20 protein-coding genes are annotated in these 24,218 nt (G+C 41.1%); 5 read left to right on the top strand and 15 right to left on the bottom strand.

Annotated features, from left to right (window positions below; genetic code table 11):
* Positions 1 to 21: 21 nt before the first annotated feature.
* The 9 genes from IGI41_RS06530 to pcrA form a co-directional block, all read right to left on the bottom strand.
* Positions 22 to 1,185: an FtsW/RodA/SpoVE family cell cycle protein gene (locus tag IGI41_RS06530; RefSeq protein WP_430612397.1), complete on the bottom strand. Its 1,164-nt coding sequence runs from the start codon at positions 1,183 to 1,185 to the stop codon at positions 22 to 24.
* Between the two features lie 2 nt (positions 1,186 to 1,187).
* Positions 1,188 to 1,487 carry a YlaN family protein gene (locus tag IGI41_RS06525; protein WP_430612756.1) on the bottom strand — a complete coding sequence of 100 codons (300 nt, stop codon included), beginning with the start codon at positions 1,485 to 1,487 and terminating at the stop codon, positions 1,188 to 1,190.
* Between the two features lie 339 nt (positions 1,488 to 1,826).
* On the bottom strand, positions 1,827 to 2,882 hold the full coding sequence (locus IGI41_RS06520; protein WP_430612395.1) for a diacylglycerol kinase: 1,056 nt from the start codon (positions 2,880 to 2,882) through the stop codon (positions 1,827 to 1,829).
* Positions 2,883 to 2,892: 10 nt separating this feature from the next.
* A complete protein-coding gene (gene gatB / locus IGI41_RS06515; RefSeq protein ID WP_430612393.1) occupies positions 2,893 to 4,323 on the bottom strand; it encodes an Asp-tRNA(Asn)/Glu-tRNA(Gln) amidotransferase subunit GatB in 1,431 nt (476 codons plus the stop codon).
* On the bottom strand, positions 4,320 to 5,792 hold the full coding sequence (gatA, locus tag IGI41_RS06510; RefSeq protein WP_430612391.1) for an Asp-tRNA(Asn)/Glu-tRNA(Gln) amidotransferase subunit GatA: 1,473 nt from the start codon (positions 5,790 to 5,792) through the stop codon (positions 4,320 to 4,322). The genes gatB and gatA overlap by 4 nt, the downstream gene beginning before the upstream one ends.
* Complete coding sequence (gene gatC, locus IGI41_RS06505; RefSeq protein WP_430612389.1) at positions 5,792 to 6,097, bottom strand: Asp-tRNA(Asn)/Glu-tRNA(Gln) amidotransferase subunit GatC; 306 nt, start codon at positions 6,095 to 6,097, stop codon at positions 5,792 to 5,794. The genes gatA and gatC overlap by 1 nt, the downstream gene beginning before the upstream one ends.
* Positions 6,098 to 6,202: 105 nt before the next feature.
* Positions 6,203 to 7,300, bottom strand: coding sequence for a CamS family sex pheromone protein (locus IGI41_RS06500; RefSeq protein ID WP_430612387.1), 1,098 nt, complete (start codon positions 7,298 to 7,300; stop codon positions 6,203 to 6,205).
* A complete protein-coding gene (gene ligA, locus IGI41_RS06495) occupies positions 7,290 to 9,320 on the bottom strand; it encodes an NAD-dependent DNA ligase LigA (RefSeq protein WP_430612385.1) in 2,031 nt (676 codons plus the stop codon). The genes IGI41_RS06500 and ligA overlap by 11 nt, the downstream gene beginning before the upstream one ends.
* Positions 9,321 to 9,334: 14 nt before the next feature.
* Positions 9,335 to 11,578 carry a DNA helicase PcrA gene (gene pcrA / locus IGI41_RS06490; protein ID WP_430612383.1) on the bottom strand — a complete coding sequence of 748 codons (2,244 nt, stop codon included), beginning with the start codon at positions 11,576 to 11,578 and terminating at the stop codon, positions 9,335 to 9,337.
* Between the two features lie 258 nt (positions 11,579 to 11,836).
* On the opposite strand from pcrA, the gene IGI41_RS06485 reads away from it, so the two are divergent.
* Entirely contained in the window at positions 11,837 to 13,381 is a 1,545-nt protein-coding gene (locus tag IGI41_RS06485) for a ClC family H(+)/Cl(-) exchange transporter (RefSeq protein ID WP_430612381.1), read from the top strand.
* Positions 13,382 to 13,432: 51 nt separating this feature from the next.
* Here IGI41_RS06485 and IGI41_RS06480 read toward each other — a convergent pair whose 3' ends face one another.
* Positions 13,433 to 14,899: an alpha-amylase gene (locus IGI41_RS06480; protein WP_430612379.1), complete on the bottom strand. Its 1,467-nt coding sequence runs from the start codon at positions 14,897 to 14,899 to the stop codon at positions 13,433 to 13,435.
* 202 nt (positions 14,900 to 15,101) lie between these two features.
* On the opposite strand from IGI41_RS06480, the gene IGI41_RS06475 reads away from it, so the two are divergent.
* The 3 genes from IGI41_RS06475 to IGI41_RS06465 are packed head-to-tail and all read left to right on the top strand — an operon-like array spanning position 15,102 to position 18,713.
* Positions 15,102 to 15,857 (top strand): DeoR/GlpR family DNA-binding transcription regulator, encoded by a 756-nt coding sequence (locus IGI41_RS06475; protein WP_430612377.1) that lies wholly within the window; start codon positions 15,102 to 15,104, stop codon positions 15,855 to 15,857.
* Positions 15,854 to 16,771: a 1-phosphofructokinase gene (gene pfkB, locus IGI41_RS06470; protein WP_430612375.1), complete on the top strand. Its 918-nt coding sequence runs from the start codon at positions 15,854 to 15,856 to the stop codon at positions 16,769 to 16,771. Before IGI41_RS06475 ends, pfkB begins: the two co-directional genes overlap by 4 nt.
* A 13-nt stretch (positions 16,772 to 16,784) precedes the next feature.
* A complete protein-coding gene (locus IGI41_RS06465; protein ID WP_430612373.1) occupies positions 16,785 to 18,713 on the top strand; it encodes a PTS fructose transporter subunit IIABC in 1,929 nt (642 codons plus the stop codon).
* A gap of 33 nt (positions 18,714 to 18,746) precedes the next feature.
* Here the strand turns inward: IGI41_RS06465 and IGI41_RS06460 are convergent, their stop codons facing one another.
* Entirely contained in the window at positions 18,747 to 20,078 is a 1,332-nt protein-coding gene (locus tag IGI41_RS06460) for a hypothetical protein (RefSeq protein WP_430612371.1), read from the bottom strand.
* 131 nt (positions 20,079 to 20,209) lie between these two features.
* Between IGI41_RS06460 and IGI41_RS06455 the strand changes: the two genes are divergently transcribed.
* Positions 20,210 to 20,386 carry an SPJ_0845 family protein gene (locus IGI41_RS06455; RefSeq protein ID WP_430612369.1) on the top strand — a complete coding sequence of 59 codons (177 nt, stop codon included), beginning with the start codon at positions 20,210 to 20,212 and terminating at the stop codon, positions 20,384 to 20,386.
* Positions 20,387 to 20,719: 333 nt separating this feature from the next.
* Here IGI41_RS06455 and yihA read toward each other — a convergent pair whose 3' ends face one another.
* The 4 genes from yihA to tig form a co-directional block, all read right to left on the bottom strand.
* On the bottom strand, positions 20,720 to 21,304 hold the full coding sequence (gene yihA, locus IGI41_RS06450; protein ID WP_430612367.1) for a ribosome biogenesis GTP-binding protein YihA/YsxC: 585 nt from the start codon (positions 21,302 to 21,304) through the stop codon (positions 20,720 to 20,722).
* Positions 21,305 to 21,382: 78 nt separating this feature from the next.
* Complete coding sequence (clpX, locus tag IGI41_RS06445; protein WP_430612365.1) at positions 21,383 to 22,627, bottom strand: ATP-dependent Clp protease ATP-binding subunit ClpX; 1,245 nt, start codon at positions 22,625 to 22,627, stop codon at positions 21,383 to 21,385.
* Between the two features lie 78 nt (positions 22,628 to 22,705).
* Positions 22,706 to 22,849 carry a hypothetical protein gene (locus tag IGI41_RS06440; RefSeq protein WP_430612363.1) on the bottom strand — a complete coding sequence of 48 codons (144 nt, stop codon included), beginning with the start codon at positions 22,847 to 22,849 and terminating at the stop codon, positions 22,706 to 22,708.
* 6 nt (positions 22,850 to 22,855) lie between these two features.
* A complete protein-coding gene (gene tig, locus IGI41_RS06435) occupies positions 22,856 to 24,139 on the bottom strand; it encodes a trigger factor (RefSeq protein ID WP_430612361.1) in 1,284 nt (427 codons plus the stop codon).
* Between the last annotated feature and the right edge of the window lie 79 nt (positions 24,140 to 24,218).

Here is a 24,218-nt window from a genome sequence, read left to right as displayed (position 1 = left end):
CTAACCACTCCATTCAATTGATCAATCATTTAAACTATATTCTTTCCTCTTTTCATCGGCGCTGATGTTCAAAACAAAACCAATACATATGGACAGCATCAACAAACTGGATCCCCCTTGGCTTAGGAACGGAAATGTGATCCCAGTCAGTGGAATGATTCCAGTGATGCCCCCTAAATTGATGAAAATCTGAGACATAAACAACATGCCGATCCCCATACACATCATCGAATTGAACGGATCTCGAGAGCGAATGCCAATCAAAAAGATCCGGCCAACCATATAAAATAAAATCCCTAAAATAATGATAGAGGGAATCAACCCTAACTCTTCCATAACGATCGAGAAAATATAATCGGTATGCGCTTCATTTAAGAAACCACGTTTTTGGATACTATTGCCCAACCCTCTTCCAAAAAGTCCACCATTGAACATCGCGTAGTAGCCATTGACCATCTGATGGCCAGTATTGTATTCATCCGCAAATGGATTCAAGTAAGAAGAAAAGCGGCTATAGACATACGTTGGCAAAAACTTTCCACCGGTCAGTCGTACTATGGCAATAATCAACCCACTGGCGACAACACCAGCGCCGCCTAGAATCAATGTATAAAGATAATTCAATCCACTTGAAAGCAAGACTGTAAAAGCCAACAATATAACGATCACAGCATTACCTAAGTCGGGATAAGATCCTACAATCCCACTATAAATTAGGACAATACCGACTGGGCGCCAAACTGTTTTCAAAAAGTCTTGTTGTATGCCTTTTTGACGATAAGATAGCGTGACTGCCAAAAACCAAATAACAATGAATTTCAGATATTCAGCAGGCTGAATCGAGAACCCTGCAATCGACAGCCATCCTAATGCACCATTACGGCGCTCAAAAAAGAACGCAGCGATCAGCAACACTAAAATGACGATCATGGCAATTTGGACAAATTTCTTGTTGCGAAAAACATCCGTCTTCATTTTGTACATAATGATGATCAGGATCAAACTTAAGACCCAAAATATGGCTTGATTGATCACATAAGATACAGAAGTTGTGGGATTTTTTGCGGTCATAGCCACATAAGATGTGGAACTATAGACCATCATTAATCCTGTGATACACATAAAAATATAAGGTAGTAAAATACTATAATCTAATAAATGTCTTTTTTTTACTTTTTCCGGCAAGATTATGCCTCCTTGCCTATCTCATTTGTTCGTTGGTCTTCATATACATCGCTATACAATTTGTTCAGATCTTTTTCTAAATCTGCCATTAATTGTTGACCTGTTTGATTATCGACGATTCCTAAACGAATCGCGAAGGCAACTTGTCGAGATAACCCGTACATCTGGGTATCGACGACTTCTTCAAAGGCTTTGCATTGCGCAATACATAAACTATTTTCTTGATTTTGAATCAATTTTTTGATTCTTTCTGCATCATCTTTCAGCAGATCAAGCGCTTTTGCGGAATCGATTTGCTCCATCCCAGTCCCCCCATTTCTTCGTTTCATTATTATAGCATATTCTATTGTTGATTTGCATCCATTGAAAAAAGATATTACAGGGAAAAAACGAACTTTATCTACCTATAATTCTGAACATTCGTTTTTTACTTTTTTTAATAATTAAATACCTGTTATTATTCGGAAATTGCTGAATGCAAAAAAGCGACTCCGTGAAACAAATACAAAATATGAAACAACCATTAATATTCCATAAAGTATAGAATTTGATAAAGGCTAGTTTAACAACCTTTTCCTAAAAAAAATCAGTACATTTTTCCACAATCCACAAAAAAGAACAGACGACAAATGTCGCCTGTTCTACTGATCAGATTTGATTTCATCCTCGCTATCATCACCAATTCTGCCGTCACCGTTGATATCTTCATCAGATAAACGTTCGACTTCTTTAATGAAGCCTTCACTGATTTCTTGATAACTTTGATCCCCGACAACTGCTTGATCAGGAATTTGATCAACGTTAGCAAAAAACTCGATATGATTATGCAAGTTTTCAAAACGCATCGGGGCATCACCACCATATTCGCCATCCAAATTGATCATCAAGCGATTGGTTTGCTCTGGCGCATCGACTTCAAGAAACGACGTCTTGGTATAAATCAACCGTCGATCATTGATATGTTTCCCACCATTCATCATTAGCGCCAATAAATGAACGATCTCAAAAATATTGGCTGTCTTCACGATGATCAATGAGAACTTACCGTCATCCAGCTTGGCATCTGGAGCAATTTGCTCAAAACCGCCAACAGAGTTGGTCAATCCCAAGAAAAACATTGATGCACCGCCAATGTATTCCCCATCTTCATACTTCAAGTGCATTTTGATTGGTTTGACTCGAGGCAAAAGTTCTGCGCCTTTGGCCAGATAAGCCAAATAACCAAAAACGCTTTTCAACTCAGATGGGACATCATACGTCAATTCAGTTAAATGCCCACCAGCCGCAATATTGATAAAATATGTGTTGGGAGTTTTACCGATATCCATTTTGACCGTCTGCTGTTTTAAGATGACTTCAGCAGCTGCCTTGATATCATTTCTGGGAATTTTCAATGCGCGGGCATAATCATTGGTGGTACCCCCAGGAATGATTGCCATCTTTGGGCGAACTTGTAAAGGTGCGATTCCATTGACGACTTCATTGATCGTACCATCTCCACCAGCCGCGACCACCAAATCAAAGCCGGCGTTGCCGGCTCTGCTGGCTTCATCGCGGGCAGAAAATGGGGCGGCGGTCGTCGCGAAGGCACTTGCTTCATACCCCGCTGATTCCAATACATCTAGAATATCGGCCAAATGTTTACGGATCAGTTCTTTCCCAGATGTCGGATTATAGATCACTCTTGCTCTCTTCATGGCTAGCCTCTTATCGTTTTGCTAATTCTTCTTGCAACAACTTATTGACGATGCCAGGATTGGCTTGTCCTTTTGTTGCTTTCATGATTTGACCGACTAAGAAACCTACCGCACGGTCTTTCCCATTCTTGAAATCATCGACAGACTGTTGGTTTTGATCTAAAACGTCATTGATCATTGGTAACAATTGTGCCGGATCAGACAATTGAATCAAGCCTTTTGCTTTCACCACTTCATCGGCATTTCCGCCATTTGTGATCAATTCTTTAAAGACTTTTTTGGCGATTTTTGAACTGATGGTGCCATCTTCGATCAAACGGATCATCCCAGCTAAGTTGTCTGGTGTTAATTTGGTATCTGGCAGCTCGATTTTTTCACTGTTCAAATAAGCGGAAACTTCACCCATCAACCAGTTTGATGCTTGCTTAGGATCTGCTCCTGCATCGATCGACGCTTCAAAGAAATCAGACATTTCTTTTGTCAAGGTCAAGACCATTGCGTCATACTCAGGCAATCCCAACTCTGAAATATAACGAGCCCGGCGTTTTTGCGGCATTTCCGGCAAACCTTCACGGACGCGTTCGATCCATTCGTCGTCGATCACAAAGCGAGGAATATCTGGCTCTGGGAAATAACGATAGTCAGATGAACCTTCTTTGACACGCATCAACAAAGTTTTGCTGGTTGCTTCATCAAATCGGCGCGTTTCTTGTTGGATCTCGCCACCTGATAATAGAACCTTGGCTTGACGTTTTTCTTCAAAAGCTAAACCTTTCTTGACGAAAGACATTGAGTTCAGGTTCTTCAATTCGGTTTTGGTACCGAAAGCTTCTTGACCATATGGGCGCAATGAAATATTGGCGTCACAGCGCATTGACCCTTCTTCCATTTTGACATCAGAAACTTCGGTAAATAAGATAATTGAGCGCAAGGCTTCTAAATAAGCATAAGCTTCTTCTGGTGAACGCATATCCGCTTCAGATACGATTTCGATCAACGGTGTCCCTTGACGGTTTAAGTCGACATACGAATAGCCGCCTTTTCCGTGCATGTTTTTACCCGCATCTTCCTCTAAATGGACGCGTTCGATCCGAATCTTTTTCTTTTTGCCTTCTACTTCGATCTCAATCCAGCCGTCATGGCCAATTGGTTGATCAAATTGAGAAATTTGATAGGCTTTTGGATTATCTGGATAAAAATAATTTTTGCGGTCGAAATGCGTTTCTTTTGAAATCTCACAATTTAAAGCCAACGCTGCTTTCATTCCAAATTCAATTGCTGCCTTGTTCATCACTGGCAGTACACCTGGATAACCCCAATCGATGACATTGGTGTTGCTGTTTGGCTCCGCACCAAAATGCGCAGGTGCTGGAGAGAAAATTTTCGATTCGGTTTTTAATTCTACGTGGACTTCAAGCCCAATGACTGTTTCGAAGTTCATGCGTTGTCCCCTCCTAAAATCACTGGTTGTTTGGTATGAAAATCAGTCGCTTGTTCGAATGCATAGGCAGCTTTATACATCGTTGCTTCATCGAAATGTTTACCGATGATCTGCAATCCAACAGGTAAGCCTTCTGAGAATCCAGCAGGAATCGACATTCCTGGTAAGCCTGCCAAGTTCACTGGAATCGTCAAAATATCATTCAAATACATGGTGATTGGGTCATTGATGTTTTCACCGATCCCAAATGCCACTGTTGGAGAAGCTGGTCCAATGATCAAATCATATTTGCTGAATACTTTGTCGAAGTCTTGCTTGATCAAGGTCCGAACTTGACCCGCTTTTTTGAAATAAGCATCATAGTAACCGGCACTCAATGAGAAGGTACCCAACATGATTCGGCGTTTGACTTCTTCACCAAAGCCCTCACTTCTTGAATTGACATACACATCTTCCAAATTAGAAACATTCTCAGACCGATAACCATAACGGATACCGTCAAAACGTTGCAGATTTGAACTTGCTTCAGAAGAGGCAATGATGTAATAAACAGCCACACCATATTTAGAATGAGGTAAGCTGACTTCTTCCACCGTTGCGCCTAAAGCCTTGAATGTATCTGCTGCTTTCAAAATCGCTTCGCGAACGCCTGGTTGAATGCCTTCACCCAAATATTCTTTTGGCAAGGCAATTTTCATTCCTTTGATGTCACCAGTCAAGCCAGCAGCAAAATCAGGGACTGAAGCACCTGATGAAGTGCCATCTTTCGCGTCAAAACCGCTGATAGCATTCAATACTAACGCATTGTCTTTGACCGTACGTGTCATAGGTCCGATTTGATCTAATGAGGAAGCAAAAGCAATCAAACCATAACGAGATACCCGTCCATAGGTGGGTTTTAGCCCCACGATTCCGTTGAAGGCAGCTGGTTGGCGGATGGAACCACCCGTATCACTTCCTAAAGAAACTGGTACTTGTCCAGCAGCAACTGCTGCAGCAGAACCACCAGAAGAACCACCGGGTACTTTGGTTTGATCCCACGCATTTTTTGTCTTCTTAAAGTAAGAGGTTTCGGTACTTGCACCCATAGCAAATTCATCCATGTTCAATTTACCAACTGGAATCAAATCAGCTTGGTACACTTTATCCATGACTGTTGCATCATAAATCGGATCAAAATTACCTAAAATTTTTGAAGCTGCTGTTGTTCGAATATCTTTGGTGACGATATTGTCTTTGATTCCGATGGGAATACCAGATAAAACATTGCTCTCAGTAATGCCTTTTCGATCGATTGCTTGCGCTAACGCATGCGCTTTTTCTTCATTTAATGCCAAGAAAGCATCGATTTGCGGTTCAGTATCTTTGATTCGTGCAAATGTCTCACTTGTCAAATCTGTTGCAGTGATTTCTTTGGAAATCAATAAAGTATGCAATTCTTCGATACTTTTGTTAAATAATTCAGTCATTAGGCACCGGCCTCCCCATTGTCAATAATCGCAGGCACTTTGATAAAGCCATCTTCTGATTCTGGTACATTCTTCATCAATTCATCCCGATCCCATCCGCCGATGGTTACATCTTCTCTCATGACATTGATCGTTTCCGCAACATTTGACGTAAATGGCACACCTTGAGTATCTACTTCCTCAAGTGTTTCTACCATATCGATAATTTTTCCTAGCTGAGAAGTAAACTCATGTAATTCATCATCTGAGAATGAAAGTTTTGCTAGTTTGGCAACGTGTTTGACTTGTTCTTCGCTGATCGCCATAAAATCCTCCTCTTTCTTGCATCCGTAACATACGTTTTGCGTTTTTCCAATGTATTGTATCATTTTTTTCATGATTCATGAAATAGAAATTGAAAATTATCATAGTTAATTGAAAACAAAACTAGAAATCGTTTCTGCGCCCGCTTCTCTTGAAAGAAAGGCTTGCTGTCCTGTGATCGATCCAATCTGCACTTCGATCACACCTGGGACTTCACTGAAAACCGTTTCTATTTGTTTACCGACATACTGTGTGAAACTCGTTACTTCTGTTTTGCTGTAGTAATTAGAATCAATCGTAATCACTAACTTTTGAATCTGATCATCCACATAGTACACTTTCCCGCTGACACCCGCCAAATCCGGGAAAAAGGAAACGATCACATCTCTAAAGGTGGTGAATTTACTATTTAAACCATCATCTGTTGCCGCATTTGAGGTGCCCGAAGCAACTGGCAATGTAAGATGTGCTTCACTGACCTTCTCAAATTGATCAATGGTCGTACCGCCATCAGTACTCACTGCTTGATAAATATAATTCCCGCCAGCGGGATCATTCTTGGCGCTTTGTTCAAATAAGCCAATCACGATAGGAACGGCTGAAAGGCCTTCTATTTGACGTACATAGGTCAAAACTGTATTCACAGTTTTCCGTGCATTTGCCATCAACGCATCTCTTGAGACTGTCATCGTTTCCTCACTGCCGTAGTAGACACTATTAAAAGCAAAACCTAAACTAATGCCTGCCAGCGTCTTACCATCTTCTTGCAAAAAGTTATGCTCCAGCAATTGCTGGAAAATAATTGGTTCCTCTTGATCAGCCGGGTTCAATCCCTGGTTGTCTTCATCATCCGTTGCACGTTTCAACCAGTTTTTAATGGTATCTGCAGCAATATATTGTCCTTCTTGGAAATAGTGATTATCAACGGAAAAGGTATCATACGACAACCGCAATAAGCCATTCTCAAAATTGGCTTGATTAAAACCATTATTCAAATTTTCAGCGTTTAATTTCCGGGCAGCACTGGTCTGATATTTTCCCTCCGTCATCACGGCTTGATAAACACTATTATCGATACGACCGGTGGTAATGTTGCCACCAGTCGTCACATCGCCTTGATCGATATTGGTGATCCCTTTTTCGAGATTACCACAACCGCTCAATAGGAACATAGTTGTCAACAAAAATAAACAGTTACGTTTCATCCACCTGACTCCCTTCAATAGCTGCAACCATTTGTGCTTCTTCCCAAACAGTCACCCCTAAATTCTGGGCTTTCGTCAATTTACTGCCAGCATCTTCTCCAGCAACCACGATATCGGTTTTTTTCGAAACACTACCGGTTACTTTGCCGCCAAGATTTTCAATTTTTTCTTTCGCTTCTTCACGGGTAAAATGAGACAGTTTGCCTGTTAAAACCACTGTTTTCTCTTTGAAAGGTGAATCAACGGCGGATAAATCAGCCTGCCGCACACCTAAATAGGTGAAATTGACGCCACCTTTTTCAAACTCATCGATCAATTCATGGACTTCATGGTTGGCAAAATAAGCTGCAACACTTTCTGCGATCGTATGTCCAATCGATTCCAACGCAATGATTTCTTCTTCTTTCGCTTGCTGCAGTTTACGCAGATCACCAAAATGTTCTGCCAAAATCTTGGCCGCTTTTGATCCAACATGACGGATACCTAAACCAAAAATCAAGCGTTCTACCGAGTTGCTTTTGCTGGCTTGAATCGATTGCAGCAAATTGGCGGCGGATTTTTCTTTGATCTTGTCTAAAGTCAGCAGCTGCGCTTCGGTCAAGAAATATAAACCAGCCGCATCATTGATCAATTCTTTATCAAACATCTGTGCCAAAACTCTTGGACCGAGTCCATCAATATTCATCGCATTCCGAGACACAAAATGACTCAATCCTTCCTTGATTTGTGCTGGACATTTTGGGTTGATACACCGCAAAGCGACTTCTTCATCCAAATGAATCAATTCGCTTTTACAAATCGGACAATGGGTTGGCATAACATAAGGCTGGCTTTCAGCGTTTCGTTTATCTACCAACACTTTGGACACTTCAGGAATGATATCTCCTGCTTTATATATGATCACGGCGTCATTCAAGCGAATATCTTTCATTTTGATAAAATCGACATTGTGCAGACTTGCTCGACTAACTGTCGTTCCGGCTACACGTACTGGTGTCATCACCGCAGTTGGCGTAACGACCCCCGTTCGCCCAACCGTCCATTCAATTGTTTCAACGACTGTCTCGGCTTCTTCTGGCGGAAATTTATAGGCCGCAGCCCAGCGTGGCGCTTTGACTGTAAAGCCTAACTGATCCTGGTCTGCGAATTGATTGACTTTGATAACGACACCATCGATTTCATAAGGCAATTGACTGCGTTTTTCATGGAATTCTTCAATATATGACCATACTTCTTCAATAGAATGACAGACCCGGCGTTCATGATTGGTACGAAAACCTAATTGATCTAGTTCATGCAATGCCTCAAATTGATCATGGGCCTCGATTGGACCAAAGTCAGCAAGCGTGTATAAGAAAGTACTCAAATTACGTTGTGCAGCAATTCGGGTATCTAGTTGCCGTAAACTACCTGCAGCCGCATTTCTGGGATTGGCGAACACTTCTAATCCGTCTTCTTCTCGCTGCGTATTCAGCTTCAAAAAAGATGCTTTCGGCATATAACATTCTCCGCGGACTTCTAATGATACAGGCTCTCTTAATTTCAACGGAATCGATTTGACTGTTTTCAGATTTTCGGTGATATTTTCACCAACTGTCCCATCACCACGGGTAGCACCACGCACAAATCGGCCATTTTCATACTTAAGGGAAATCGACAAACCATCGATTTTCAATTCGCAGACATAGTCGACTGTTCTTCCTAGTGCTTTTTGCACGCGGGCATCAAAAGCAATGATTTCATCTTTATCAAACACATCATTTAAGCTGTATAAAGGAATATCATGGGTCACTTTCTCAAAACCGGGCAAAATTACCCCACCCACGCGTTGGGTAGGTGAATCTTCTGTGACGAGTTGAGGGTATTCAGTTTCTAATGCGACTAGTTCAGCATACAATTGATCATAGACATAGTCTTCAACTGCAGGTTGATCTTTCACATAGTAAGCATAGGCATACTGGTTTAGTTCTGTGCGCAACGCCTCGGCGCGTTCTTGATGCTCTTTCGACGGAATTTCCATGGACAAGGCCCTCCTTACTTTTCAATTTTTTCGATTGGGGCAAATGCCGCTAATAATCGTTTGACTCCTTGTTGCGGGAAGGCAACATCCAGTTCTGTGTCTTGGGCGCTGCCAGATGTCCGAACGATCGTACCCAGACCCCATTTCTTATGATTGACCTTTTCCCCTACTTGCCATTGACTGCCAGCAGCGGCAGTGGTTTGTTTTGAATTGACTGTCGTTTGACGGGGTTGGGTATAGCCGGGTTTGAACACTTTCGGTTGAAAGGGTGTTTGGGCCTTTGGCTGCTGTCTTTCCCCTAAAGACTGTAATAAGTCTTTTTCGATTTCTTCAATAAATCTTGATGGACGATTGTATTGCGTCCGACCGTATAATGTACGAGAAAACGCGTTGGTCATGAATAGCTCTTCTTCCGCACGAGTGATCCCCACATAAGCCAAACGTCGCTCTTCTTCTAATTCACTTTCTTCCATCAACGCTCTTGAAAGGGGGAAGATATTTTCTTCTAGTCCAATCAAGAAGACTACAGGAAACTCGAGACCTTTCGCAGCATGCAGCGTCATCAATGTTACTTGGCTGCTTTCTTCTTCATAACTGTCGACATCTGATAAAAGGGCCAGATCATTTAAGAAAACAGTCAGTTTTTCATCTGGTGCATCGGCATCATCCTCATTTTGACTTTCAAAACGTTGATCAAATTCTTGCGTCACAGATAAAAACTCTTCTAAGTTTTCTAAACGTGCTTGGGCTTCTAAGTTATTTTGATTCTCTAATTCCTGACGATAGCCGGTTTTATCTAGAATCTCTTTGGTCAATTCGGTGATCGACAGATACGGAATCATCTCAGCAAAACCTGCCATCATCATCCCAAAACTGCCGATTTCCTTTCCTGCTTTTCCGGAAATATTGGCTAGATCAACATTGATGGCCGCTTCTAATAGCGACCATTCATGCATAGAGGCAAAAGCCCGTAATTTTTCTACGGATGTTGCACCGATACTTCGTTTAGGTACATTGATGATACGTTCTAAACTCAAAGAGTCACTTGGATTCGCAATTGCAGATAGATAAGCGAGAATATCACGGATTTCTTTACGGTCATAAAACTTTCTTCCTCCCACCATCGTATATGGAACGTTGGCTTTCAAAAGCATTTCTTCAATGATCCGTGATTGGGCATTGGTACGGTATAAAATAGCAAAATCGCCAAATTTCCGATTCTTTTCGGCAATTTGCTTTTGCATCTCACTGACAATAAAGCGTGCTTCATCTCGTTCGCTGTCACCGCGATAATAGGTGATTTTTTCGCCAGCGGCATTTTCCGTCCACAATTTTTTATCCGGACGATTGCGATTATTACGAATCACTTGGTTGGCTGCCGACAAAATCGTTTGCGTGGAGCGGTAATTTTGTTCCAATAATATGGTTGTCGCGTTAGGATAGTCTTTTTCAAAGTCCAAGATATTTTGCATATTGGCGCCTCGCCATCCATAGATACTTTGGTCAGCATCGCCGACGACACATAGATTCTTGAAGCGAGCAGCCAATAAATTAACCAATGTGTATTGTGCATGGTTGGTATCTTGATACTCGTCGACATGGATATAGTGGAATTTACGTTGGTAAAATTGCAAGGCATCTTCGTTTTCTTGCAGCAAGCGAATCGTGTTCATGATCAAATCATCAAAATCCATACACTGATTATTACGCAATTCTTTTTGATACAGCGCATAACAACGACCTACAATCTGTTCGAATAAACTACCTTCTAACGCTTGGTAAGCTTCTGGCGTTTGCAATTCATTTTTTGCATGAGAAATTGCCCCTAGAATCGAGCGAGGATCGTATTTTTTCGGATCGATATTCAGTTCTTTCAAGATCCGTTTCATTAAAGTATTTTGCTCAGAAGTGTCCACGATCGTGAAGCTTTTGGCATAGCCGATGCGATCGACATCTCTACGCAAAATGCGGACACACATCGAGTGAAATGTTGATACCCATACATCTTCTCCACCACTGCCTAACAAGTTGGTGACCCGTTCTTTCATCTCTTTGGCTGCTTTGTTGGTAAACGTGATTGCTAAAATATTCCATGGATTGACGCCTTTTTCTTCTATCAAATACGCGATGCGATGGGTCAACACCCGCGTTTTGCCACTACCAGCGCCCGCCATCAATAAAAGCGGACCTTCAGTATGCATAACGGCTTCTTTTTGCCGTGGATTCATTCGTGCCAATAATTCAATTTTGGATGACATGTTTTTAAACATCCTTTCTTTCTCAATCTCTTCAATTATAGCATTATCCATTGCTTCGGAAAACCGAACGGGTCGAAAATTTCTCTGATTCAAATCAACAACTCTTCCTATTGATTATTCACCCGCTTTCATTCCGCTGTTGAGATATTTTCTCGCGAATCACCTTTTTTGCCCAATATTTATGTAAGTTGGTTTATCAAAAAACTATTGTGATATAAACCAGATAGGATTACCATAGAAAGGAAAGTGGGGAATCAAATGAAATACCTAAATAAAAATTATATAGATACAACGCGCTTGCTCTTTATTTTTAAGGGAATGATCGTAGGTGCAGCTGCAGGGGTGATCGTCAGTTTATTCCGACTGTTGATTGAAACCTTAAGCGACTTGGTGGTATCGATTTATCTCTATCTGGGTGATCACCTGCAATACATTCCATTATGGTTGATGGTATCGCTTATTACAGCAGCAATTATTGCTTTACTCGTTCATTCTGAACCGAATATCAAAGGCAGTGGCATTCCGCAAGTAGAAGGTGTATTAGCAGGAGAATTCTCTTACAATTGGTTTGCAGTCTTATGGAAAAAATTTATCGGCGGTATCTTAAGTGTCGGATCAGGGCTTTTCTTAGGTCGTGAAGGACCCTCGATCCAATTAGGAGCAGCCGTCGGTCAAGGAATCAGCACCTGGTTCAAAGGACCTTCTTATGAAGAAAAAATTCTGATTTCCAGTGGGGCTAGTGCAGGATTATCGGCAGCATTCAACGCACCGATTGCCGGACTTTTGTTTGTATTAGAAGAAATCCATCATTCCTTTTCTCCATTGGTTTGGTTGACTGCTCTAACCTCAGCAATCACCGCTAACTTTGTTTCCTTATATTTTTTCGGCTTGCAACCTGTCTTGTATCAGGGAACGATCAAAGACTTACCCCTAAAGTTTTATGGTGCTTTAGTGGTGCTAGGTCTTATTTTAGGCATTATGGGTAGAATCTACCAATTGAATCTATTGTCATTGCCATCATTATTTAAAAAGCTACCAATAAAATCAAGTTGGTATAGCCTGATCCCCTTTACGCTGATTGTACCGATCGGTCTATTTTTCCCTAGCTATTTAGGCGGCGGCAATCAGATCATTCTCAATTTGGGACATTTGCAACAACCCCTCTTGCTTTTGGTTGGTCTATTTTTGCTGCGTTATCTATTCTCAATGGTCTCTTATGGTTCGGGGTTGCCCGGCGGTATTTTTTTGCCTATTTTAACGCTTGGCGCAATCTTGGGGGGAATCTATGGATCGATACTGCATACTTGGTTTGGCTTAGACGCACTTTACATAAAAAACTTTGTGATCGTTGCAATGGCAGGCTATTTCACCGCTATCGGCAAAGCACCGCTGACTGCGATCATTTTAGTGACTGAGATGGTCGGGTCTATCAATCACTTGATGCCTCTTGGCCTGGTCAGTTTGACGGCATACTTGGTCGTCGATCTGTTAGGCGGTCATCCAATCTATGAAACGCTGCTAGAGCGTCTTCATACCAATAAGACAGCTGCAATCAAAGGGAAAACCCACGTGATCGAATTGCCAGTAACTGTTGGAAGCATGTATGATGGCTGTGCTGTTCGTGATCTGAATTGGCCTGAAAATAGTTTGCTGATCCGGATCCGACGCGGTGAACACGAACTGATCCCTAAAGGTGATACCATTCTTCAATCTGGTGATTTGCTTATGGTCGTGACTGATTCTGTCAGTTCAACGAAACTGATCAAAGCAAAAGCATTATTGTTCAATCAAAATACCCCCTAACAAAAAAAGGAAAAGAGACCTAGCTGGTCTCTTTTCCTTTTTTATTTGCGTTTATTGAAAATACTTTTCAACCAATTTCTGATTGACATAGATCGATACTTGCCCATCATTCACTGGGAATACCCCTTTTCCAGTATCATCAAGAACTACTTGGGCTTGATTGTTGCCTAAAATATCAACAAACGTTTCACCGCCATGGATCGCACTAATGGTCATCTCTTTTTCCGCACCTTGTGCATTGGTCATCACTACCGCTAAACCGGAAAGTTCATGGTCATAATCACCGGTCAACACCCAACCAACGACGCTAGGATCATCAAAATAATCTACTTGATTGCCGAAAGCCAATTTTTCTCGTAATTTCATCATATGGATCAGAGCATCACCCACTGGCCCAACGTTTTGTTCAGGGATACCAAACAGATCTCCCCAGAAGACAACTGGCGTGCCTGCTTTGCGCAGGAGAATCAACGAATAAGCATGGACTTTGAACCATCCATCGACCCATGATTCTAAACTTTGACCGACTTGTGTATCATGGTTGTCAACAAACGTAACAGCATAGTCCTCCCTTGAGTCAATCAATGTATTGGCAAAAATTTGACTCATGTCATATGCACCATTTGAATGAGATGCTTCATATAAATTATAATGCAAAGGTACATCGAACAAATTGATCAAATTGCCAGAAGAGTCAAGATACTCTTCTAACTTAGGTAAATCACCAGACCAGTACTCTCCAACGACGAAAAGCTGCTCACCCTTTTCAGCTCGACGGTTCAATAACCAATCTGCATAGTAATTGAATTCGATATGTTTGACTGCATCCAATCGGAATCCGTCGACATCCGTTAAGGCTAAATACCACTTGCCCCATTTGTCTAATTGCTCGACCGTCTCAGGATTTTCCATATCGAGATCGCAGCCCATCAAATAATCATAATTGCCCATTTCGTCGTCAACCTGATTTTCCCACCCTTTGTCTGCGATGTTGAATAACGCATGATCTTTGGTCCGATCATCATAGTCGACACCAGAAAAGTTTTTCCAAGTCCATATATAATCATTATACATGCCCTTACGACCAGGGAAGGTGAATCTGGTCCACGCTTCGATCTCTTCTTCACAACTGATCTGTTCATTTCGATTGTTCCAATCGTATTTTACAGCAGGTATGACTTCTTTTTCATCGCCGCCGATCAAATGATTAAAAACGATATCGGCGTAAACTTCCAAGCCGTGTTCTTTTAACGACTTGATGGCAGCTAAATATTCATCTTTGGTACCATATTTAGTAGGGATTGACCCTTTTTGATCAAACTCGCCTAAATCATAGTAATCATATACCCCATATCCGACATCTTTAGAACCAGCTGTTCCTTTATAAGCAGGAGGAAGCCAAATTGCTGTGAAGCCATATTCTTTTAATTCTTGACCCATATCTTTTAACTTATTCCAATGTTGGCTATCTGCCGGTAAATCCCATTCAAAACCTTGTAAAACAATTTTGTTTGTCATCATAATCCCCCCTCATTCAATTAAGCCAAAGAATAGGCGAAATTGTCAAATGTTAAACCATTTTACCCTGTTGGATGACTGACTATCTGAACGATTATGACCGTTTAATAATATTTACGCTTACATTTTGGATGTTTTTTGTTGTTTTTGATTGATTTTGGATGTTTGCTATGGTACTATGACAAGTGAAGAGGTGATGAAAATGCTTACAGAAGAGCGGCATCAGACCATTTTGAACCGTTTAGAACTAGAGGAAATCGTCAAAGTCAGTGACCTGATCCAATTACTTGAAGCTTCAGAATCTACTATCCGCAGGGATTTACAAGATTTGGAAGACAAAGGATTGCTCGTTCGAATACATGGTGGTGCGAAAAAAAGTCAGCAACTGGGATTTGAACCGAGTATGACCGAAAAAACAGCAAAGTTCCAGTCTGAAAAACAGTTGATTGCCAAACAAGCTGCCCGCCTGATCAAGGACGGCGAAGTGATCTATTTAGACGCAGGCACAACCACTTTAGAAATGATTCCTTTTTTATCAAAGATTCAAGAGTTGAAAGTCGTCACAAATTCTGTCAAACATGCTTCGCTGTTGATCGATCATGGTATCGATACATTGATCTTGGGTGGAACGATCAAGATTGCGACAAATGCTGTTTTGGGAATCAGTGCTTCTGAGCAGCTGCGAAAATTACGTTTCAATCGCTGTTTTATGGGGATGAATGGTGGTCATACTGAAGCCGGATTTACGACACCAGATCCGGAAGAAGCGACCATCAAGCAAATAGCCATTGAGCAAAGCCAGCAAGCTTACGTGCTATTGGATCATTCCAAATTTCAGCAAACCACCTTTGCCCAAGTGGCAGCGATCGAAGCTGCAACGATCATTACCGATTATTGCCCGAAAAATTATCTCACGAAATTCCGAGCAAAAACAACTTTATTGGAGGTATTCGAATGATTTACACGGTAACACTCAATCCATCGATCGATTTTATTGTTCATGTCGATCAACTAACGATTGGTGCCCTAAACAAAATGACCCAAGATTTCAAATTACCTGGTGGGAAAGGAATCAATGTTTCGCGGATTTTGAAACGGATCAATATTGATTCGACTGCATTGGGCTTTGTCGGCGGATTTACGGGGAAGTTTATCAGCGACTGGTTAACAAAAGAAGCCATTCACAATCAATTTACGGCCGTTGCTGATGATACCAGAATCAACATCAAACTTAAATCTGGTGAAGAAACCGAAATCAACGGATTAGGTCCAGCCATTCACGCTGATGAAATTGCTGATTTAAAAGCCAAATTCAACCAATTGCAACCACACGATATTGTAATTTTGTCTGGCAGTAAACCTGCTGGTCTTGCTGCAGATTTTTATGAAGAATTGATCTCATTGGTCCAAAAAGCTGGTGCTGATTTCGTCATTGACACCACTGGTGCTGAACTATTTGCGGCTTTACCTGCCCGACCACTATTGATCAAACCAAATAATCATGAGCTGGCAGAATTATACGAAACCTCATTTTCAACGATAGAGGATATATTGCCATACGGCCAAAAAATGTTACAAGACGGTGCAAAAAATGTCATCGTGTCTTTAGGTGGCGACGGCGCTTTATTATTTAGCGGCGATAAAATCTACCAAACAAATGTACTGAAACGCCCATTGAAAAATTCGGTTGGGGCCGGTGATTCAATGATTGCAGGATTTATTGGGCGCTATGCGAAAACGCAAGATGTCGTTGACGCATTCAAATGGGGTGTGGCTTGCGGAAGTGCAACAGCTTTCTCTGATGATTTAGCACAAGCAGACTTCATCCATGAATTGTTGCCAGAAGTCGAAGTCAAAGAGATATTTATTTAGGAGGATGGAAAAAATGAAAATCAATGAATTGCTGCTTAAAGATGCCATGATCATGGATTTGCAAGCTGCTGACAAAAAAGGCGCTATTGATGAAATGGTCGCAAAATTATACGCGGTTGGGCGTATTTCAGACGAAACGATCTACAAAGATGGTATCTTGGCTCGTGAAGCGCAAACATCGACTGGCTTGGGTGATGGCATCGCGATGCCACATGCCAAAAACAGCGCTGTCAAAGAAGCAACTGTCTTATTTGCAAAAAGCAAACAAGGCGTGGATTACGAAGCATTAGATGGTCAACCAACCTACCTATTCTTCATGATTGCTGCACCTGAAGGAGCCAATGATACCCACTTACAAGCCTTGGCTGGTCTATCTCGTCTGTTGATCAATCCAGAATTTGTCGATAAATTAAAATCAGCAACTACACCAGAACAAGTACAACAACTATTTGCTGAAGCTGAAGCGCAACAAGAAGCAGATGCAATCGCTGAAGAACAAGCAGCAAGCCAAGCAGCCGCACCAAACAGCGACCGTCCCTATTTGGTTGCTGTAACAGCATGTCCAACTGGTATTGCCCATACCTATATGGCAGAAGACGCATTGAAGAAAAAAGCCAAAGAATTAGGCATAGATATCAAAGTTGAAACCAATGGTTCTGAAGGTATCAAAAACCGGTTAACGGAAGCAGATATTGCCCGCGCAACAGGTGTCATCGTCGCAGCAGACAAAAAAGTCGAAATGGATCGTTTTGACGGCAAACACTTAGTCAATCGTCCAGTCAGTGACGGGATCCGCAAAACAGAACAATTAATCAATGAAGCATTGAGTGGTACAGCACCTGTTTTCCATGGTTCTGGTCAAGCTTCAGCAAATGATGAAGATGGTTCAGCTGATGGCTCTGTTGGTCAACGAATCTATAAAGATTTGATGAACGGTGTTTCCCACATGCTGCCATTCGTTATTGCCGGTGGTATTATGATTGCCATTTCATTCATGATCGATCAATTTATCGGCGTGCCTCAAGACTCTTTGAGTCAATTAGGAAATTACAATCAATCCGCTGCTTGGTTCAACCAAATCGGTAGCGCAGCTTTTGGATTTATGTTGCCTGTGCTGGCTGGGTTTATTGCCTCAAGTATCAGTGATCGGCCGGGTCTGATTGTTGGTTTTGCTGCCGGTGCATTAGCTAATAGCGGTGGTGCCGGATTCTTGGGCGCATTGATTGGCGGTTTCTTAGCAGGTTATGTCATCAAATTCTTACGGTCATTGTTCAAAGGATTGCCAAAATCATTGGATGGTATCAAAACGATTCTCTTCTACCCTGTTTTCGGCTTGTTGATCACTGGTTTCTTAATGTTGATGATCAATGTACCGATGAAAGCTATCAATGATGGCTTAAACACATTCTTAACTGGTCTAAGTGGTACAAACGCAGCATTACTAGGCGCTTTATTGGCTGCTATGATGGCGGCTGACTTAGGCGGCCCGATCAACAAAGCTGCTTACGTATTCGGTACTGCAACATTAGCTACAACAGTCGCAGATGGCGGAAGCGTCGTAATGGCTTCAGTCATGGCAGGCGGCATGGTTCCTCCATTAGCTATATTTGTCGCTACATTGTTATTCAAAAACAAATTCACCAAAGACCAAAAAGAAGCCGGTTTGACCAATATCGTCATGGGTCTATCATTTGTAACGGAAGGTGCGATTCCTTTTGCAGCAGCTGATCCGCTTCGTGCAATCCCAAGTTTTATCGTAGGCTCAGCACTCACTGGCGCATTAGTTGGCGCCTTCAATATCCAATTAATGGCTCCACATGGCGGTATCTTCGTTGTTCTATTATTATCTAAACCTTTACTATTCTTGTTATTCATTTTGATTGGTGCGATCGTTTCAGGAATTGTTTTCGGGTTACTAAAAAAAGAACCAGAAATTGCATAATCAAAAAAAAGCAGCTCAGGTGAGTTGCTTTTTTTATGGATGTTTCGCTAAAATTTGTTGTTCTACCAGTTTTTGGACATTCATAAAATAAACCCGCAATTTCTTGCCATTCTTCTTCAATGTAACGCGAGTGTATTTGTTATTTCGATGAAGATAACCGAAATGGATATCTGACAAAGTATCTTTTAAAGCTTCGATGGGCAATGACACTAGGGCTTCTGAAGGTAAATAAAACTGCAAACAGGCAGTATAATCTTTGAAGGCATCGTCTGTAAATGCCACCTCAAGGTGATTACGAATGTAAAACGCATAGGCTTCAATTCCATTATCTAACGTGAGTTCCGGCTGCAAAACAATATAGTCCATCATACGCAACCGTTCGCGGTCGATCCATGGAAAATAGGCTTGGGCATTTAAATAGCCTTTGACACGGCGTTCTTGGTAATTTTGTTGGACCAAATCAAAACTACGTGTCACAAAATGGGTGGCTTTTCGTTTGGTCGTCGGCTGCATTTGATCGTTTTGATACTGGATCGTCTGAATGATCTGCGGGCCATAGGCATATTCGATAAAGGGTTCTCTGAAGACCCCTACTCCATTATCCCAAGCCAATTGATCAATGCCTGTTTGATCACGAAACAGTTGTTGGTAACTTAAATTCACCTCATGATCCCACTGATCAGGGTGGCGGTATAACTCCACTAAAACAACATTTTGATCCAACAGGTTGATACTTTCCACTTGTTGCGTATCCATGATGATCACTCTCGGGATGATCTGCTCATAATAGGCGGAAAAATACATGCGCCAACACGAGGTTAGTGTATATCCATTATAAAAAACATCATACCCTGCGAATTGATTACAGTCGATGACGATCTCTTGATGGATATTCTTCCTTTTAGGTAAGGATTCGATTTCCTTTAGGCTTTGAAAATTCTTCCTCTTTTCAATGTTCTCGACGTTATGAACCAAATATTCATCATAAGGGCGAATATAAGCAAATAAGCCATTATTGACCATCGTCGTATCGAAATAATCTTGAATCACACTTCTATGCGCGTCAAATACTTGTTTAGTCAATAAGTGACGCTGTAGCACAGCGTCTTGAACGATATGGATACTTGATTCATTTTCTCCATCTGTGACGATCAGTTCAACACTTGCGTGGTCTTTCCCTTCTTGAAGCAACTTTTTGATTAATTCGTAATCATATGTACGTTTCAATTGTTGATCCATATAGAATGCTGTTGGCTGATAACAAACGCGTACCAGCACAAGCCAATGATCGATTTGTTGTTGTAAGGCAGCTGCTTCCAAAGGCGCTGACTGAATGAAGCCATACATTTTCTCTGTCTTGATCATTTTGTTCACCTCGTTTCATTGCCTTTTATTTAATTATAGTAAAGCATTTGGTGAATGAACACTATTTCGCTTAATTTAGATGAAAATCTGTACTATTCGTGATAAACTAAAGTTCCTTGGAGGTGAACAATATGGGCTTAAAATTCCAACGAGAAGATTCCCTTGACAAAATGTTCGACGATATTGCCTTTCTTCCCGACAATGATAAAGACAACAAAAAGCAAAATTTAGATATCGAACGATTTTTAAAAGATGAAACAAAAGAAGCAGCGAAAGACACAAAAAAAAAGAATCAAGAACATAAATAAGCTAAATCAGACAATCGACAAACTTTGTTTGCCAGTTGTCTGATTTTTTTGTCTTGATTGGTTTGCGTGAAGGCTGTACTGGCTATCACCTACTAAAATATTCAGATGCATTGATGTACCCTTAGTCGTAAAAACTAAACGCAAGTTTCTGTTCTATACTGGAGTGTGGCTCTCTACCAAATAGGCGCTGAGCTATTTTTTGAGCTGACGCAGTATTCTGGTAGCGTTGATAGGCAATAGATGTGCAATGATGATTGGCTATTTCGATCGAGACTGCGTTACTAGCATCACAAAAAAACCGCAGATTTACGCTGCGGTTCCTCAATAATGTCTTTATTTGATTGCTTCTTCAATTGCTTTCCATGCCTCTTCTTTTCCTTGTTTAGTAACCGCGGAAAATAAAATGAAGGTATCGTTGGCATCGAACGAGAGTGCTTTTTTGATCATACTTTCATGCTTGTTCCATTTACCACGAGGAATTTTGTCGGCTTTCGTGGCAACAACGATCACTGGGATCTCATAGTATTTCAAAAAGTCATACATCTGTATATCCTCTTGCGAAGGGGCATGACGTAAATCAACCAAGGAAACGACTGCGCGCAATTGCTGGCGTTCAGCAAGATACGTTTCAATCATTTTCCCCCATTTGGCGCGTTCGGTTTTCGATACTTTCGCATAGCCATATCCAGGGACATCGACAAAATGCAATGCTTGTTCGATCAAGTAAAAATTTAGGGTTTGTGTCTTTCCTGGTTTAGAGGATGTGCGGGCTAAATTTTTCCGATCGATCAACGTATTGATAAATGAAGATTTGCCGACATTTGAACGGCCAGCTAAGGCGATCTCTGGTAGATTCGTATCCGGGTATTGTGCTGGCGCTACAGCACTGATAATAATTTCAGCATGATGTACTTTCATCTACTCACTCCTTTCCTGACTCTTTATTTTACTCAAAAAAAAGCCGGATAGCAATAAGACCATCCGACCAAGTCTGAATTAGACTGCTTTTTTTGTTTCTTCATTGTAAATGATTTTGGGTTCCCCTTGTTCTTTGGCCGCTTCTTCCGTAATGATCACTTTTTCGATCGATTCGTCAGAAGGTACGTTAAACATCACGTCCATCATGATGTTTTCGATGATAGACCGTAAACCACGGGCACCTGTATTGCGTTCAATGGCTTGATTGGCGATCGAGCGCAATGCTTCAGGTTCAAAAGTCAACTCAGTATCATCCAATGCCATTAGTTTTTGGTACTGTTTCACTAGGGCATTTTTAGGTTCAGTTAAAATATGAACCAAATCATCCGTTGTTAATTTTTCTAAAGCTGCCATAATAGGCAAACGACCGATAAATTCAGGAATCAGTCCAAATTTCAATAAATCTTCTGGAATGATTTGCTGCATGACACTTTCCCCTTCAGAAAAGCGTTTGTTATTGGTGCCAAAACCAATCGTTTTTTCACCCAAACGGTTTTTGACGATCGTTTCAATACCATCAAATGCGCCACCAACGATGAATAAAATATTGGTTGTGTCGATTTGGATCATTTCTTGATGCGGATGTTTGCGGCCACCTTGAGGCGGTACACTAGCGGTTGTGCCTTCTAAGATTTTCAGCAATGCTTGTTGGACACCTTCGCCAGATACATCACGAGTGATAGATACGTTTTCGCTCTTACGGGCGATCTTATCGATTTCATCAATGTAGATGATTCCTTTTTCGGCCATTTCAACATTATAATCAGCGGCTTGCAACAGTTTCAACAAAATGTTTTCAACATCTTCACCGACATAACCTGCTTCTGTTAAACTTGTTGCATCTGCAATTGCAAATGGTACGTTTAATGAGCGAGCCAATGTTTGCGCTAAAAATGTTTTACCAGATCCCGTAGGTCCAATCAAACAAATATTGCTTTTTTGTAATTCAACATCTTCAGCTGACGCTTCCACGTTGACCCGTTTGTAATGATTATAGACAGCGACTGCCAACGTACGTTTGGCACGATCTTGTCCAATAACATATTCATTCAGCACATTGAGCAATTCTTGTGGTTTAGGCACTTCAGTAAACTCACGGATTGCTTCTTCGTAGAACTCTTCATCGATGATATCTTTACAAAGATCGATACATTCATTACAAATATAGACGCCAGGTCCAGCGACGATCTTTTTGACTTCTTCTTGTGTTTTCCCACAAAAAGAACAACGAACAGCTTCATTTCCATTTGTGTTATCGTACATACTGTTCACCCCTTGAATATTTTCCAACCTGTTTTAAAGGAGTGGAATTTTGAAGACCAACTTTACAGTCTTCATCAATCATATCATATCTTTTTTGAAAGAAAAAGTTCTTTTTGCTTTCCATAAATCTTTCTTATCATTTGTTAGTAAATCTTCTATTTCTTTGCGAAGCATCACATCAAAAAACGGCAAACACCAAATGATGTTCGCCGCAAATGTCATACGTGATTACGCTTCTTTGGCAGTTCCAGTCACAACTTCAACTGCTTTTTTCATCGTAATGTCATGTTTTAACATATCTTCTGTTAAGACACGTTTGATTTGGTCAACTGGCATGTTATAAGCTTCAGATAATTCTTTGATTTCGTTTTCGATATCTTCATCTGTCGCTTCCAAACCTTCTGCTTTAGCGATTGCTTCGATCACAAGATTTGTTTTGACACGAGTTTCTGCTTCACCTTCGAATTGCGTATGCAAATCAGCTTCAGTAGAACCAGTTAATTGATAGTACATTTCAGGAGAGATTCCTTGTTGTTGCATATTGTTTAGGAACTCATCCATTGAACGGTGTACTTCATCATGAACCATTGAATGTGGCAATTCAAGGATTTCTGCATTTTCAACTGCTTGACGGATCGCAGCTTCATCTTTCGCGTCTTCTGCTGCTTTTTCTTTTGTTTCTGTTAATTCAGTGCGGTATTTTTCTTTTAGTTCAGCCAATGATTCAACGCTATCGTCGATATCTTTTGCGAACTCATCGTCTAGTTCTGGTAGTTCTTTGGCTTTCACTTCATGAACAGTCACTTTGAACACTGCTTCTTTACCAGCTAAATCTTCAGCTTGGTAGTCTTCAGGGAAAGTAACCGTTACGTCTTTGCTTTCGCCAGCTTTTGTCCCAACAAGTTGTTCTTCAAAGCCAGGAATAAATGAATTAGAACCTAATTCTAATGAGTAGTTTTCACCTTTGCCGCCTTCAAATGTTTCTTCACCTAAGAAACCTTCGAAATCGATCACGACTGTGTCGCCATTTTCAGCTGCTTCATCTTCTTTGATGACTAATTCAGCTTGTGATTCTTGTTCACGTTTGATACGTGCATCCACGTCCTCATCAGTGACTTCACGATCTTGTTTTTCAACAGTTAGATCTTTGTAATCGCCAAGTTTCACTTCTGGTTTCACAGTAACTTCAGCTTTGATTGTCCAATCTTCACCTTTTTCCATGCTCACAACATCGATTTTAGGTTGAGAAACTGGATCGATTCCTGCTTCTTTTACAGCTGCTTCATATGCTTCTGGCAAAACAGCATTCAATGCGTCTTCATATAATGCTTCTTCACCATACATACGGTTGAAGACTTGACGTGACACTTTTCCTTTACGGAAGCCGGGTACGTTCAAGCTACCTTTCACTTTGTTGAATGCCGTTGTTAAGCCTTTTTGGATTTCAGCTTGGGCAATCGTAAATGTTAAAGCACCATCATTTGTGCCTGTTTTTTCCCAATTTGCAGTCATTTATTTCCCTCCGAATATTAATTATGTTTGACATATGAAATAGTTTCATGCATACCTTTAAATAGTACACTAACGTTGT

It is taken from the genome of Enterococcus sp. DIV0876, assembly GCF_050529585.1.
Classification (GTDB): Bacteria; Bacillota; Bacilli; order Lactobacillales; family Enterococcaceae; genus Enterococcus_D.
This window is presented reverse-complemented; position numbering and strand designations above follow the sequence as displayed.

Excerpts from the sequence above, each read along its gene's own strand:
- IGI41_RS06465 (WP_430612373.1), top strand. The coding sequence starts at position 16,785 with ATGAAAATCAATGAATTGCTGCTTAAAGATGCCATGATCATGGATTTG.
- gatA (WP_430612391.1), bottom strand. The coding sequence starts at position 5,792 with ATGACTGAATTATTTAACAAAAGTATCGAAGAATTGCATACTTTATTG.
- IGI41_RS06520 (WP_430612395.1), bottom strand. The coding sequence starts at position 2,882 with ATGAAGAGAGCAAGAGTGATCTATAATCCGACATCTGGGAAAGAACTG.
- yihA (WP_430612367.1), bottom strand. The coding sequence starts at position 21,304 with ATGAAAGTACATCATGCTGAAATTATTATCAGTGCTGTAGCGCCAGCA.
- IGI41_RS06440 (WP_430612363.1), bottom strand. The coding sequence starts at position 22,849 with ATGACATTTGCGGCGAACATCATTTGGTGTTTGCCGTTTTTTGATGTG.
- IGI41_RS06485 (WP_430612381.1), top strand. The coding sequence starts at position 11,837 with ATGAAATACCTAAATAAAAATTATATAGATACAACGCGCTTGCTCTTT.
- pcrA (WP_430612383.1), bottom strand. The coding sequence starts at position 11,578 with ATGTCATCCAAAATTGAATTATTGGCACGAATGAATCCACGGCAAAAA.
- IGI41_RS06480 (WP_430612379.1), bottom strand. The coding sequence starts at position 14,899 with ATGACAAACAAAATTGTTTTACAAGGTTTTGAATGGGATTTACCGGCA.
- IGI41_RS06500 (WP_430612387.1), bottom strand. The coding sequence starts at position 7,300 with ATGAAACGTAACTGTTTATTTTTGTTGACAACTATGTTCCTATTGAGC.
- ligA (WP_430612385.1), bottom strand. The coding sequence starts at position 9,320 with ATGGAAATTCCGTCGAAAGAGCATCAAGAACGCGCCGAGGCGTTGCGC.
- pfkB (WP_430612375.1), top strand. The coding sequence starts at position 15,854 with ATGATTTACACGGTAACACTCAATCCATCGATCGATTTTATTGTTCAT.
- gatB (WP_430612393.1), bottom strand. The coding sequence starts at position 4,323 with ATGAACTTCGAAACAGTCATTGGGCTTGAAGTCCACGTAGAATTAAAA.
- gatC (WP_430612389.1), bottom strand. The coding sequence starts at position 6,097 with ATGGCGATCAGCGAAGAACAAGTCAAACACGTTGCCAAACTAGCAAAA.
- IGI41_RS06460 (WP_430612371.1), bottom strand. The coding sequence starts at position 20,078 with ATGATCAAGACAGAGAAAATGTATGGCTTCATTCAGTCAGCGCCTTTG.
- IGI41_RS06475 (WP_430612377.1), top strand. The coding sequence starts at position 15,102 with ATGCTTACAGAAGAGCGGCATCAGACCATTTTGAACCGTTTAGAACTA.
- IGI41_RS06455 (WP_430612369.1), top strand. The coding sequence starts at position 20,210 with ATGGGCTTAAAATTCCAACGAGAAGATTCCCTTGACAAAATGTTCGAC.
- IGI41_RS06525 (WP_430612756.1), bottom strand. The coding sequence starts at position 1,487 with ATGGAGCAAATCGATTCCGCAAAAGCGCTTGATCTGCTGAAAGATGAT.
- tig (WP_430612361.1), bottom strand. The coding sequence starts at position 24,139 with ATGACTGCAAATTGGGAAAAAACAGGCACAAATGATGGTGCTTTAACA.
- clpX (WP_430612365.1), bottom strand. The coding sequence starts at position 22,627 with ATGTACGATAACACAAATGGAAATGAAGCTGTTCGTTGTTCTTTTTGT.